The organism is Salinicola halophyticus (assembly GCF_003206695.1).
Taxonomy (GTDB): domain Bacteria; phylum Pseudomonadota; class Gammaproteobacteria; order Pseudomonadales; family Halomonadaceae; genus Salinicola; species Salinicola halophyticus.
This window is the reverse complement of the sequence record NZ_PZJN01000004.1, coordinates 263,674-277,010: the sequence shown is the minus strand read 5'-3', so window position 1 is coordinate 277,010 and position 13,337 is coordinate 263,674. Positions and strand designations below refer to the sequence as shown.

General features: G+C 63.6%; 9 protein-coding genes. 7 read left to right on the top strand and 2 right to left on the bottom strand.

Annotation, left to right across the window (positions count from 1 at the left end):
- The first annotated feature begins 64 nt into the window (after positions 1–64).
- Together epsC and DOM58_RS06470 are read left to right on the top strand one after the other, a co-directional pair.
- The gene (epsC, locus tag DOM58_RS06475) at positions 65–976 is read left to right on the top strand and encodes a serine O-acetyltransferase EpsC (protein WP_075563863.1); all 912 of its coding nucleotides are present in this window, start codon (positions 65–67) and stop codon (positions 974–976) included.
- A gap of 147 nt (positions 977–1,123) precedes the next feature.
- Positions 1,124–3,199 carry an LTA synthase family protein gene (locus DOM58_RS06470; RefSeq protein WP_110692213.1) on the top strand — a complete coding sequence of 692 codons (2,076 nt, stop codon included), beginning with the start codon at positions 1,124–1,126 and terminating at the stop codon, positions 3,197–3,199.
- A 13-nt stretch (positions 3,200–3,212) separates the two neighbouring features.
- On the opposite strand, the gene cmoB is transcribed toward DOM58_RS06470, so the two are convergent.
- Positions 3,213–4,223 (bottom strand): tRNA 5-methoxyuridine(34)/uridine 5-oxyacetic acid(34) synthase CmoB, encoded by a 1,011-nt coding sequence (gene cmoB / locus DOM58_RS06465; protein ID WP_075563865.1) that lies wholly within the window; start codon positions 4,221–4,223, stop codon positions 3,213–3,215.
- Positions 4,216–4,965 carry a carboxy-S-adenosyl-L-methionine synthase CmoA gene (gene cmoA / locus DOM58_RS06460; protein WP_075563866.1) on the bottom strand — a complete coding sequence of 250 codons (750 nt, stop codon included), beginning with the start codon at positions 4,963–4,965 and terminating at the stop codon, positions 4,216–4,218. The genes cmoB and cmoA overlap by 8 nt, the downstream gene beginning before the upstream one ends.
- 119 nt (positions 4,966–5,084) lie before the next feature.
- Between cmoA and pgi the strand changes: the two genes are divergently transcribed.
- The 5 genes from pgi to serB all read left to right on the top strand — a co-directional run bounded on the left by pgi (position 5,085) and on the right by serB (position 13,266).
- Entirely contained in the window at positions 5,085–6,734 is a 1,650-nt protein-coding gene (gene pgi, locus DOM58_RS06455; RefSeq protein WP_110692212.1) for a glucose-6-phosphate isomerase, read from the top strand.
- A 24-nt stretch (positions 6,735–6,758) separates the two neighbouring features.
- Positions 6,759–7,406 carry a YqiA/YcfP family alpha/beta fold hydrolase gene (locus DOM58_RS06450; RefSeq protein ID WP_110692211.1) on the top strand — a complete coding sequence of 216 codons (648 nt, stop codon included), beginning with the start codon at positions 6,759–6,761 and terminating at the stop codon, positions 7,404–7,406.
- A gap of 254 nt (positions 7,407–7,660) precedes the next feature.
- A complete protein-coding gene (gene parE / locus DOM58_RS06445) occupies positions 7,661–9,541 on the top strand; it encodes a DNA topoisomerase IV subunit B (protein WP_075563869.1) in 1,881 nt (626 codons plus the stop codon).
- A gap of 156 nt (positions 9,542–9,697) precedes the next feature.
- Positions 9,698–11,950 (top strand): DNA topoisomerase IV subunit A, encoded by a 2,253-nt coding sequence (parC, locus tag DOM58_RS06440; RefSeq protein ID WP_075563870.1) that lies wholly within the window; start codon positions 9,698–9,700, stop codon positions 11,948–11,950.
- A 95-nt stretch (positions 11,951–12,045) separates the two neighbouring features.
- Positions 12,046–13,266, top strand: a complete 1,221-nt coding sequence (serB, locus tag DOM58_RS06435) for a phosphoserine phosphatase SerB (RefSeq protein WP_110692210.1) — start codon at positions 12,046–12,048, stop codon at positions 13,264–13,266.
- Positions 13,267–13,337: the final 71 nt, after the last annotated feature.

Here is a 13,337-nt window from a genome sequence, read left to right as displayed (position 1 = left end):
GTCGGCAGGTGTATCATGGCGCTCCGGCCCCGACGCTTGCGTCCGCGATTGAAAGGAAACTTCCATGCAACACGTCAACTGGCAGCTCGACGGTATCGTCTCCCAGCTGCGTGCCACCCGTGAACAGTGGCGCGCTCAGAACGGGCGGGAGAAAGAGAAGGGGTGTCGCGAGCTGCCGTCGCGGCATCGTATCCGCGAGACGCTGGAGTTCCTGAGCGGGGCGATCTTCCCGATGCGACTGGGGCCTTCCGACCTGCGCAAGGAGAGCGAGGACTTCTACGTCGGCCACACGCTGGACCGGGCGCTCAATGCGCTGCACGAGGAAGTGCTGCTCGAGCTGCGCTATATGGCAAGACTCAACGGCGAAAAGGCTGCCGAGCATCAGGCGGTGGCGACGCAGATCATTCAGGGATTCGCCGATAGCCTGCCCAGTCTGCGTCGGCGCCTGGACGACGATGTGATGGCGGCGTTCTATGGCGATCCGGCGGCGCGTAGCGTCGACGAGGTGCTGCTCTGCTACCCCGGCGTCCACGCCGTGATCTACCACCGCATCGCGCACTATTTCTATCAGGCGGGAGCCGGGCTGGTGGCGCGGATCATCGCCGAACTGGCCCATTCCGATACCGGCATCGACATTCACCCCGGCGCCCGCATCGGCGAAGGCTTCTTCATCGATCACGGTACCGGCGTGGTGATTGGCGAGACCGCGATCATCGGCAATCGCGTGCGGCTCTATCAGGCCGTCACGCTCGGCGCCAAACGCTTTCCGGCGGACGAGAAAGGCCATCTCGAGAAGGGCCTGCCGCGTCACCCCATCGTCGAAGACGACGTGGTGATCTACGCGGGTGCGACCATTCTGGGGCGTATCACCGTGGGCAAGGGCGCGATCATCGGCGGCAATGTCTGGCTGACCTGCGACGTGGAACCGGGGCGCAACATCACTCAGGCCAATATCCAGAGCGGGCCGTGCCCCTGACGCCAGGCAAACGACGAAGTTCCACGACGCGCGGCTCATGCCGCGCGTTTTCGTTTACGGGGCGCCGCTTTTCGCGAGTCCGCCAAGTCATCGTCAGCGTCGACCGGGGTCGGTATAGTGTGCCCGCCTATTCGGTCGAGATGACATATGCCCAACGAACCCATGACGACGACGCGCTGGCAGCACTGGCGTGAAATGAACCGCCAGCTCTGGCGGTTGGGCCTCATCGCGGTCGTCACGCTGGCCCTGATGCGCTTCGCGTTGTGGCAACTCGAGGCGCCGCCTTCGCTGGATGTACCGGCCAGCGAGATCGCCAAGGCGTTCTGGATGGGGTTGCGCTTCGATGCCAAGATCATGGCGACGCTGCTCGGCCCCTGGCTGCTGGTGGCCACGGCGCTACTGCCGCTGCCGCGGGTCGTCATCGCGAGCTGGCGCCGCCTATGGCTGGTCTGGGCCATCGTGATCATGGTGCTGGTCAACCTGCTGGCATTGATCAACCATTTCTACTTCAGCTTTTATCAGGGCCCGATCAACTCGCTGATCTTCGGCCTGTTCGAGGACGATACCCGAGCGGTACTGCAGACCATCTGGAGTGACTATCCGTTTATCCCCCTGGTGATCGCGCTGATCGGCATGACGGGGACGCAGATCGTGTTGATGCGCCATGGCCACCGACGTCCGCGGCCCGGACTCGGCTGGCGACGGATGGGTCTTCTCGCTGTGGTTTCCATCGTCGCGCTGGTAGGCCTGGGGCGGGGCAGTCTGGGCGCATTCCCGTTACGCGAGATGCATATGGCGGTCTCGTCGAATGCGTTCGTCAATGACCTGGTGCCTAGCGGGCCGCAGGCGTTCTATCTGGCCTGGGGCGAGCGCGAGGTGAGTCAGATCGATGACGATCCGCGTTCGGGATTGAAGCGTTATGGTTTCGCCACACCCATGGAAGCGGCAGCGGCGCTTGGCTGGTCCGGGGCAGAGACCCCGCAGGCGGTATCCGAGCACATGAGCGACAAGACGCCGGCGGTCACCGCGGCAGAGCGCCGACCACCGCACGTCGTGGTCAGCCTGATGGAGAGCTGGGGACGTCCTCCACTGGATTTCGATGACCCCGAACGCAACGACCTGCTGGGCCGGCTGCGACCGTGGCTGGAAAAGAAAGCCGACTACTTCCCTTACGCCCTGTCCTCCGGTAACGGCACGCATCCCAGCCTGGAAGGACTGCTCTTCGATACGCCGATTACACCGCTGACGCAGGGGCGCTACGGCTATCGACAGTACTCCACTTCGGCGGTCGCGCCCTACGAGCACGCTGGCTATCACACTGTCTTTCTGACGTCTGGCTCGGCCCACTGGCGCAATCTCGATGGCGCGCTCAAGCGTCAGGGCTTCGACGAGGTGCTTGGCGAGAACGCGATCCGGGAACGATTCCCCGAGGCGCAAGGCAGTACCTGGGGGCTCTTCGATGAGTGGATGTTCCGCTACGGCGAGGCGCTGCTGAAGGAGGCCGATGCCAAGGGCGAGAAAGTGCTGCTGGTGATGCTGTCGATCACCAACCACCCGCCTTACGAGATTTCCGAGAGTTACGAGACCGGGCCGCTGGATGTCTCGAGCCTGGGCGATGCGCTTGCCGTCTCGTCCGAGCTTGGCAGCTCGATCCTCGAAACCTACCAGTATGCCAACGACAGCATGGGCGGTTTCCTCGACGATCTGGAGGCGGCGGGCCTGATGGACCATACCCTGTTCGCGGCCACCGGCGATCACAATACCCGTTCGCTGATGAGCTATCCCGACGCCGAGAATCTGTTCGACCAGTTCGGTGTACCGATCCTGATGTGGGTGCCGCCAGCCTATCGGCAGGGCGATGAAGCGCAGATCGACGACTGGACCAGCCATCGCGACATTTTCCCCACGCTCTGGGCGCATTCGCTGTCGGAATCGCGGATACCCTGGGTTGGGCGTGATCTCTACACGCCGATGGCGTCACCCGCGGCGCTGACCTTCAACTACCAGGATGGCGGGGAAGGCGTGATGGTGAGCGAGGCTGGCGCGGTGACGAATCTCGCCGACCCGACCTACTATCGCTGGTCGAATGGGCTATTGGAATCCGAAGCGGCTCCCTCCGACGCGCTGCGCGAACAGGCACGCCGCGCGCAAGCTCGCGTGGGTCTGGAAGATTGGCGGATTCGGCGCGAGGCGGTGGCGACTGAAGAGTCGCCCAAGCCCTGAGCTGTTCGGTCCATTATCTGGGCTTGCGGGCGACCAATGTCGCCCGGCGTGGCGCAGGATGGCCCTCGATCGTCTTCGTCCGGTCGTCCGGATCCAGGAAATCGGCCAGCGAGTGGAAGGTCATCCACTCGGTGGAACGCTGCTCGTCGAGCGTGGTGATCGTCTCGTCGACGCAGCGGACGGCCTCGAAACCGCAGCGCTCAAGCCAGTGTGCCAGCGCGCTCGATGAGGGCAGGAAATAGACGTTGGGCATGCTGGCGTAGCGCTCGCCGGGCATGAAGACAGTCTGTGCGTCGCCCTCGACCACCAGAGTTTCCAGTACCAGCTCGCCACCGGGTACCAGCGCGTCTTTCAACTGCAGCAGATGCTCCAGCGGCGAAGGCCGATGATAGAGCACGCCCATCGAGAACACGGTATCGAAAGCGGCAAGTTTCTCCGGTACGTCCTCAATGCCCACCGGCAGAAAATGCGTGCGATAGCCGTCGGCGTCGCCGACGAAGTGGCGCACGGCATGGAACTGGTAATGAAAACGCGGCGACGGGTCGATCACCAGCACGAAGGCCGCGCCGGCCCCCGCCATGCGCCAGGCGTGATAGCCGTTGCCGCCGCCGACGTCGAGAACGCGGCGCCCCGTCAGCGGGGAGAGATGCGGGGCGACACGTTGCCACTTCCAGTCCGAATGCCACTCGGTATCGATCTCGATGTCGCCGAGCCGATAAGGGCCCTTGCGCCACGGCATCAGGATCTTCAACAGGTTCTCGCTGCGCCGACGCTCGGCATCGCTCAGTGCGAGTTCCACCGTGACGCTGTCAGCCTGCAGGTCGACCTGGCGTATGGCCGGCAACGCCGGCAGCTTGGCCACCGCCTTCTCCCACGCCGGCAGATCGCCGTGGCGGCGGCGATCGAGCCCACTTGCCAGCTGCTCGGGCAGCAGCGCCAGCCAGCGAGTCAATCCGATTTCCAGAAAAGCGAGATAGAGTCGGCGTTCGGCGTCCTCGAGCGTGGTCGTCGGGGTGTCAGGCATCCTTGTCCTTGAAAGCAATGAGGGACGCAAAGTTAAGGTACTGAAACCAGGTGGTGACCCGCGAGAAACCGGCCTGAGTCAGGCGCTGGTGGTGCGCGGCCAGCGAGTCCGGTACCAGCACGTTCTCCAGGGCGGTACGTTTCTGACTGATCTCCATGTCGCTGTAGCCGTTGGCGCGCTTGAAATCGTGGTAGCGCTCGACCAGCCAGGCGTTCTCCTGCTCGTCCTCGGCAACAATCTTTTCCGACAGCACCAGGATGCCGCCGGGCTCCAGTGCCGCGTACAGCCGGGCGATCACGGCGTCACGGTCCGCTGGCGGCAGGAACTGCAACGTGAAGTTGAGCACGATCATCCCGCTGGAGCAGTAGTCGACGTGGCGAATGTCGCCTTCGACAAACGTGATCGGGTGATCGGGGCACTCTGTCGCGGCGATCTCGCGAGCTCGCGCGATCATCGTCGGGGAAAGATCGACGCCGGTCAGTGCGAAGGCGTCAGCGGGCAGACGCCCGGCCAGCGCCAGCCCAACGGCACCCAGCGAACAGCCGAGATCGTAGACATGCGCGCCGTGGCGCAGGTGGCGCTCGGCGATGACGCCGAACATGCCGAGTATCTGGCCGTAGCCGGGAATCGAACGCCGGACCATATCCGGAAAGCAGGCCACCACCCGTTCGTCGAACGAGAAGCTCGCCACGCGATCGAGGGGTGTCGAAAAGATGGCGTCACGGTAAGATGCGTCAATCATTGCCGAAAGATATTCTTAATTGGGAGAGCGTGAAGCGAACGGAACGCGTGGGATACGCCCGCTGAGGCGACAGTGTACGTTTTGCGTCTCTTCGCTGCACGTGACAAGGAGAGCCATAGATGTCGATTCGTGAAACCCAGGCATGGAAAGCGCTCGAGCAGCAGCTCGACGGGGGCATGCGGGATGTCCATCTGAAGACCCTGTTCCAGCAGGCGCCGCGCTTCGACGAGTTCCATCTCGAGGCCGCGGGCATTCAGATGGATCTGTCCAAGCAGCGGTGGACGACGGAGGTCCGGGAGCAGTTGCTGTCGCTGGCGCGAGAGGCTGACGTACCTGACGCCATCCAGAGGCTGCTGTCGGGAGAGCGGGTCAATCGCACCGAAGATCGCCCGGCACTCCACACCGCCCTGCGCCTGCCGCGTGATGCCGAACTCGAGGTCGAAGGCGTCGAAGTGGTCAGCGACGTTCACGCCACCCTCGACAAGATGGAAACGCTGGTCGAGAAGCTGTTGAACGGCCAATGGCGCGGTGCGACCGGCAAGCCGATCACCGACGTGGTCAATCTCGGCGTCGGCGGCTCGGATCTGGGGCCGCTGATGGTGACGTCGGCGCTGACCGATTTCGAGCCCGACGACGTCTTCGAGGTGTCGACGCACTTCGCCTCGACCATGGACGGCTCGCAGCTGGCAGATTTCCTGAGCTGGCTCAATCCCGAGACAACGCTGTTCATTCTGTCGTCGAAGTCCTTCGGCACCATCGATACGCTATCGAATGCCTCGACCGCGCTCGACTGGATCGCCACCCGTCTGGGATGCGGCGAGTCGTTGATCAAGCGCTTTCACTTCGTCGGCGTCTCCACCAAGCCGGAAAAGATGACCGAGTGGGGTATCGATCCCGCCAATCAGCTGCTGTTCTGGGATTGGGTCGGCGGTCGCTATTCGTTCTGGAGCGCGATCGGGCTGCCGATCGCGATCCGTGTGGGTATGGCCAACTTCCGCCAGCTGCTGGCGGGCGCCCATGCCATGGACGAGCACTTCCGTACCGCCGATCTGGCGGAAAATCTGCCGGTGCAGCTGGCGTTGATCGGTATCTGGAACGTCAACTTTCTCGATATTCGCTCCCATGCGGTGCTGCCCTACGACGGGCGTCTCAAGCACCTGCCCGGGTATTTCCAGCAACTGGAGATGGAGTCCAACGGCAAGTCGGTGACCAACGACGACGCCGTGGTCGATTATTCCACCTGCCCGGTGATCTGGGGCGAGATCGGCCCCAACGGTCAGCACGCGTTCTATCAGCTGCTGCACCAGGGTACCCAGCCGGTGGCCTGCGATTTCATCGCCCCGGTCAACCGCTACAACGACGTCGAGGACGAGCGCTTCCGTGATGATCTGATGGCTCAGCATCGCCTGGCGCTGGCCAACTGCTTTGCGCAATCCCGGGTCCTGATGCTCGGCGACGATGCGGTGAAGACCGAGGGTACGCCGCCCAGCTACAAGCGGTATCGCGGCAACCAGCCGTCGTCGACGCTGATGTTCGACAGCCTCAATCCGGCAACGCTGGGCGCCTTGATCGCACTCTACGAGCACAAGGTATTCGTGCAGGGCGTGATCTGGGATATCGATTCCTTCGATCAGTGGGGCGTCGAACTGGGCAAGCAGATCGCGACCGAAACCGAAGAGATCATCGCGACCCAGAATGGGTTGGACTCGCTGGACGATTCCAGTCGTGGCTTGATCGAGGCGATCTGGCAGGGACAGAAGGCCCGGTGACGGACGAAAGCGACGGAGCGACGAATGTCGAATGATCCGCAGGCTGGCGTTCGGCCGGCCAGGGCGCTGCTGTATCTGCACGGCTTCAACAGCAGCAGCGCTTCGCCCAAGGCGCAGCTGGTCAAGCGCGCCTGCGAGGCGTTGGCGCGGCACGAAGGGCGCCCGTTCGAGTGTCTGATCCCGGATCTGTCGCATCGCCCGAATGTGGCGTGGCAGCAGGCGGAAGCGGCTCTGGAACAGCTGGGGCATGACGATACGCTGCTGGTCGGAAGCTCCATGGGGGGCTTCCTGGCGACGATTCTGGCGGAGCGTCACGGCCTTCGCGCCGTGCTGATCAACCCCGCGGTTCAGCCCGCCCGGTTCGTGGCCGATTATATGGGGCAGACGCTGGTCAACGACGACTCGGGTGAGCGTTTCACGATCGACAATAGCTATTTCGACCAATTGACCACGCTGCAATGGGACCGCATCGTGCACCCGGCACGCTATTTGCTGCTGCTGGGCGGCGCGGACGAAACGCTGGACTGTCGGGACGCGCTGCGCGCCTATGCCGGCAGTCGAACGCTGATTCATCCGGGCGGCGATCACAGCTTCAATGTTCTGCCCGACTACCTGCCCGCGCTTTTCGCCCACGGCGGCTGGCACGTGCCGGATTCCCTCGAGTTCTCTTGAGGGAGCTCTGCTGATCTCCGGCGGCAAAACCATTACTGTATGCCTGTCCAGTAATGTATCATCGTCGCCAATCCTGCTCGGGGTAGAGAAATCTTGATATCGGTTGTTGTTCGATCATCACGCCTTGCCGGTGTCAGGGCTGCCGCGACGATTTGATGGCGCGGCGATTTCGATCCAGTGACTTTGACGCGGCAACTTTGACCCAGTGACTTTGACCCAGTGATTCTGACCTTACAAACGTGGCGAGACCCTGCATGACGCAATACAGTGCCAGCTCCATCGAGGTGCTTTCCGGCCTCGATCCGGTCCGCAAAAGGCCGGGCATGTATACCGACACGACCCGCCCCAACCATATGGTGCAGGAGGTCATCGACAACAGCGTCGATGAGGCGCTGGCCGGACACGCCCGGACGGTTCGTGTCGTCCTACTCGACGACGGCGGCATCGAGGTCTCCGACGACGGCCGCGGCATGCCGATCGACATTCACCCGGAACATGGTGTGACCGGGGTGGAACTGATCCTTACCCGGCTGCACGCCGGCGGCAAGTTCTCCCAGTCGAGCTATCGCTTTTCCGGCGGTCTGCACGGGGTCGGCGTCTCGGTGGTCAACGCGCTGTCGACGCGCCTCGAGGTCGAGGTGTGTCGCGAGGGCAATCGCTACGGCATCGCGTTCGAGAAGGGCGAGAAGGTCGAGGAGCTGTCGATCATCGGCAGCTGCGCCAAGCGGGCGACCGGCACAGTGGTGCGCTTCTGGCCGGAAGCCGACTATTTCGACAGCGCCAAGCTCTCTCTGCCACGGTTGAAGCATCTGATGCGCGCCAAGGCGGTGCTTTGTCCCGGGCTCACGGTCGTGCTCAAGGAGACCGACGGCGCCGAAAACGTGTGGCAGTACGAAGATGGTCTGCGCGACTACCTCGCCCAGGCGACGGATGGCTTCGAGGTGCTGCCGCCGTCACCCTTCACCGGCCATTTCGAGGACGAGGAACAGGGCGTCGACTGGGCCATCCAGTGGCTGCCGGAGGGCGGCGAGCCGGTGCTCGAGTCCTACGTCAACCTGATCCCGACGCCGCTCGGGGGAACCCACGTCAACGGCTTCCGCAGCGGTCTGCTCGAGGCGGTGCGAGAGTTCTGCGAATACCGCAGTCTGCTGCCGCGCGGCGTCAAGCTGTCGCCGGAGGATCTGTGGGAGAAGGTGTCGTTCGTGCTCTCGATCAAGATGCTCGATCCGCAATTCGCCGGCCAGACCAAGGAGCGGCTGTCTTCTCGCACGGTGGCGGGCTTCGTCTCCGGCGTGGTCAAGGATGCCTTCTCGCTGTGGCTCAACCACCATGTCGACCAGGCCGAACAGCTGGCCGAACTGGTGATCAACGCCGCCCAGCGCCGCCAGAAGAGCGCCAAGAAGGTGGCGCGCAAGAAGATCACCTCCGGGCCGGCACTGCCTGGCAAGCTGGCCGACTGCTCCGGCCAGGATCCGGTCTCGAGCGAGCTGTTTCTTGTCGAGGGGGACTCCGCCGGCGGCAGTGCCAAGCAGGCGCGCAATCGCGAGACCCAGGCGATCCTGCCGTTGCGCGGCAAGATCCTCAACACCTGGGAAGTCGAATCCGCCGACATCTACAGCTCGCAGGAAGTCCACGACATCGCCGTGGCGATCGGCCTCGATCCGGGCAGCGACGATCTCTCCAAGCTGCGCTACCACAAGGTGTGCATTCTCGCCGATGCCGACTCCGACGGCCTGCACATCGCCACACTCCTGTGCGCGCTGTTCGTGCGCCACTTCCCGGCGCTGGTCGATGCCGGTCACGCCTTCGTCGCCATGCCGCCGCTCTACCGCATCGATCTGGGCAAGGAAGTCTTCTATGCGCTCGACGAAAGCGAAAAGGCGGCCACGCTCAAACGCCTCGAAGGCAAGCGCGGCACGCCCAACGTTCAGCGCTTCAAGGGCCTGGGCGAGATGAGTCCGCTACAGCTGCGCGAGACCACCATGGCCGTCGACACCCGGCGGCTGGTCCAGCTGACCCGTGAGCGCGACGACGGCACGCTGGAAATGATGGACATGCTGCTGGCGCGCAAGCGGGCGGGCGACAGGAAAAGCTGGCTGGAAGACTACGGCAACATGGCCGAGATCGAAGTCTGAGCCTTTCTGCGCTCGAATGGGCTCCGCGACGTGACTGCACGGCTAAAAACGACTCGCCATTACAGTTGCTCGTAGCTCGTAGCTCGCGGCGGCTAACAGGTTTAACGAGGGCGCTGCCCTCAACGATTCCACAATCGTGAACAAGGTCAAAATCGTATGACCATGGATATTCAGGTAGCGGAAGGCGACGTCGAACGCCTTTCGCTCAAGGAGTACACCGAGAAAGCGTATCTCGATTATTCGATGTACGTGATTCTCGACCGCGCGTTGCCGCATATCGGCGACGGCATGAAGCCGGTGCAGCGCCGTATCGTCTACGCCATGCGCGAGCTGGCGTTGACCGCCAACGCCAAGTACAAGAAGTCGGCGCGCACCGTCGGCGACGTGCTGGGTAAATTCCACCCCCACGGCGATAGCGCCTGCTACGAAGCGATGGTGCTGATGGCGCAGCCGTTCAGCTATCGCTATCCGCTGGTCGACGGTCAGGGCAACTGGGGTAGTCCGGACGATCCCAAGTCTTTCGCCGCCATGCGCTATACCGAGGCGCGGCTGTCGCGTTTCTCCGAGACGCTGCTGGCGGAGCTGGGGCAGGGCACCGTCGACTGGACGCCCAACTTCGACGGCACCATGAACGAGCCGGCGGTGCTGCCGTCGCGCCTGCCGCACGTGCTGCTCAACGGTGGCACCGGCATCGCCGTGGGGATGGCCACCGATATTCCGCCGCATAACGTGGTGGAAGTGGTCGAGGCGACCTGCCATCTGTTGCGCCAGCCCGAGGCCAGCGTCGCGGATCTGATGCAGTATCTGCCGGCGCCGGATTTCCCCACCGACGCCGAGATCATTTCGCCGCCGGCCGACCTGCGCAAGCTCTACGAGACCGGTCGCGGCTCGGTCAAGCTGCGCGCCCGCTACGAGCGTGAAGACGGCAACATCGTGATCACCGCGGTGCCGTACCAGGTCAGCGGAGCCAAGGTGCTCGAACAGATCGCGGCCCAGATGCAGGCCAAGAAGCTGCCGATGGTGGCGGATCTGCGCGACGAGTCGACTCACGAGACGCCCACGCGGCTGGTGATCGAGCCGCGCTCCAATCGCATCGACGCCGACGGACTGATGGCGCACCTGTTCGCCACCACCGATCTCGAGAAGAGTATCCGCGTCAATCTCAACGTGATCGCGCTGGACGGCCGGCCTCGGGTCCTGGCACTGAACGCCATGCTCGGCGAGTGGCTGACGTTCCGCCGCACCACGGTGCGTCGCCGCCTGGAGCATCGCCTCGGCAAGGTCGAGGATCGTCTGCACCTGCTCGAAGGGTTGCTGATCGCGTATCTCAACATCGACGAAGTGATCCGCATCATTCGCGAGGAGGACGAGCCCAAGCCGGCGCTGATGAGCGCGTTCGGCATCACCGAGCGTCAGGCGGAAGCGATCCTGGAACTGCGTCTGCGTCACCTCGCCAAGCTCGAGGAGATGAAGATTCGCGGCGAGCAGGACGAGCTCGAGGCCGAACGCAAACGTCTCAACAAGCTGCTCGGGTCCGAGTCGGCGATGACCGACCTGGTCGAGAAGGAGCTGCGGGAAGCGGCCGAGGCCTACGGCGATCCTCGCCGCTCGCCGCTGGTCGAACGCAGCGAGGCCAGGGCGCTCTCCGAGGTGGAACTGGTGGGCGCCGATCCGGTCACAGTAGTGCTGTCCGATAAAGGCTGGATTCGTGCGGCGCGGGGCCACGATATCGATCCCGCGGGACTTTCCTACAAGGCCGGCGACAGTTTTCATCTGGCGGCACGAGGCAAGACCAACCAGCCGCTGGTGCTGCTCGACGATAGCGGGCGCAGCTATACGCTGAGCGCGCACAACCTGCCCTCCGCGCGCGGCCAGGGCGAGCCGGTGACCGGGCGGATCAATCCCCCGGCCGGGGCGACCATGACCGGGCTGATGCTCGACGTGCCTAGCGCCCGCTATCTGCTGGCGTCCGACGGCGGCTACGGTTTCGTGGTCAGGCTCGAGGATCTGCTGGGCAAGAACAAGGCCGGCAAATCGGTGCTTTCGGTGCCCAAGGGTTGCAATGTCATGTCGCCCAAGGCGATACCGGCGGGCGACGGGGTAAGGGTCGCCGCGGTTTCCAATGAGGGGCGGCTGCTGGTCTTTGCGCTATCCCAGTTGCCGGAGATGTCGAAAGGCAAGGGCAACAAGATGATCGACATCCCGGGCGCCAAAGCGGCGAGACGTGAAGAGTTCGTCCGCGATCTGGTGTTGCTGCCGGAGGGCGCTTCGCTGATCGTGCATGCCGGCAAGCGCAAGCAGACCCTGAAGACGGCAGACCTCGAGTACTACACCGGCGAGCGCGGCCGCCGCGGCAGCAAGCTGGCGCGGGGATTCCAGAAAGTCGACCGACTGGAGATCGAGTCCTGAAAGCACGAGTTGATGATGAATATCTGGTAACGAGTATTTGATAACGAGCATTTGATAAAGAGAGAAAGCGCATTGCGGCGCTTCGTGGGGAAAAGATGTCACAACGTTTTGTGGTGCGAGCCACCGGGCCTGCACGGCCCGGTCAGACGGCTGCACTGGGTACGGCACTGGTCAGCGCCAACTGCCGTCTGCTGGACCTGAGCCAGCACGTCGCCTTCGGTGAAGTCACGCTGGAAGCGCTGGTCGAGACCGCCGATGATCTCGGCGCGATGCTGCCGACGGCCGGTGACGTGTTCGGTCTGGATTGTCGAGTCGAAGCGGTGTCCGCCAAAAGCGAAACGCTATGGGCGGATGTTGCCAAGGATCCTGTCTGGATACTGACCTTGATGGCGCCCGCGCTGTCGGCGGAGGTCATGGCGGAAGTCGGTGCCCTGACGGCCGAGCAGGGATTGACCATCCAGCAGGTCAGACGTCTTTCCGCCGAGAGCCGGCTCGATGCGGCCAACTCGCCGGGCGATGCAGGTGCCTGTCTGGAGTGGCGGCTCAGTGGCGCGGTACGTGACTCGACGCTGCTGCGCGAAAAGATCCTTGCCCTGAGCGAGCGTTTCGCCGTCGATCTGGCATTGCAGCCTGCCGATCTCTGGCGACGGCATCGCCGACTGATCTGCTTCGACATGGATTCGACGCTGATTCAGGCCGAGGTCATCGATGAATTGGCCCGACGTCACGGTGTCTACGACGAAGTCGCTGCCATAACCGAGCGCGCGATGCGGGGCGAACTCGACTTTCAGCAGAGCTTTCGCGAACGCATGAGCAAGCTCGAGGGCCTCGACGAGTCGGTACTGGCCGACATCGCCGAGTCGTTACCGCTGATGCCAGGGCTCGAGCGGTTGATGGGCTATCTCAAGCGGCTGGGTTATCGCACGGCGATTCTGTCCGGCGGGTTCACCTATTTCGCCCGCTATCTGCAGGCGAGGCTGGGTTTCGACGAAATCCACGCCAACGAACTGGTGATTCGCGATGGCAGGGTGACCGGCGAGGTACAGGAGCCGATCATCGACGCCGAGCGCAAGGCGATGATGCTCAAGCAGATCGTCGAACGCGAAGGCTGGGATCCGGGCCAGGCCGTGGCCGTGGGTGACGGCGCCAACGATCTCGAGATGCTGGCGGCCGCCGGCCTGGGCGTGGCCTTTCACGCCAAGCCGCTGGTACGTCGTCAGGCTGCGCTTTCCGTCTCGGTCATGGGGCTAGACGGGCTGCTTTATCTACTGGGCTACTCCGCCTCGGATCTGGCGACGCTCTCTCCAGAGCACTGAGGGACATCACTGTAAGTGGATCGGGCGACGAAGAGCGGCTCAGGATCAAGAAGGTTTCGGAACGGTCGATA

Coding starts and splice junctions, on each gene's coding strand:
- DOM58_RS06450 (WP_110692211.1), top strand. CDS start 6,759: ATGTCGAATGATCCGCAGGCTGGCGTTCGGCCGGCCAGGGCGCTGCTG.
- DOM58_RS06470 (WP_110692213.1), top strand. CDS start 1,124: ATGCCCAACGAACCCATGACGACGACGCGCTGGCAGCACTGGCGTGAA.
- parC (WP_075563870.1), top strand. CDS start 9,698: ATGACCATGGATATTCAGGTAGCGGAAGGCGACGTCGAACGCCTTTCG.
- cmoB (WP_075563865.1), bottom strand. CDS start 4,223: ATGCCTGACACCCCGACGACCACGCTCGAGGACGCCGAACGCCGACTC.
- cmoA (WP_075563866.1), bottom strand. CDS start 4,965: ATGATTGACGCATCTTACCGTGACGCCATCTTTTCGACACCCCTCGAT.
- pgi (WP_110692212.1), top strand. CDS start 5,085: ATGTCGATTCGTGAAACCCAGGCATGGAAAGCGCTCGAGCAGCAGCTC.
- epsC (WP_075563863.1), top strand. CDS start 65: ATGCAACACGTCAACTGGCAGCTCGACGGTATCGTCTCCCAGCTGCGT.
- serB (WP_110692210.1), top strand. CDS start 12,046: ATGTCACAACGTTTTGTGGTGCGAGCCACCGGGCCTGCACGGCCCGGT.
- parE (WP_075563869.1), top strand. CDS start 7,661: ATGACGCAATACAGTGCCAGCTCCATCGAGGTGCTTTCCGGCCTCGAT.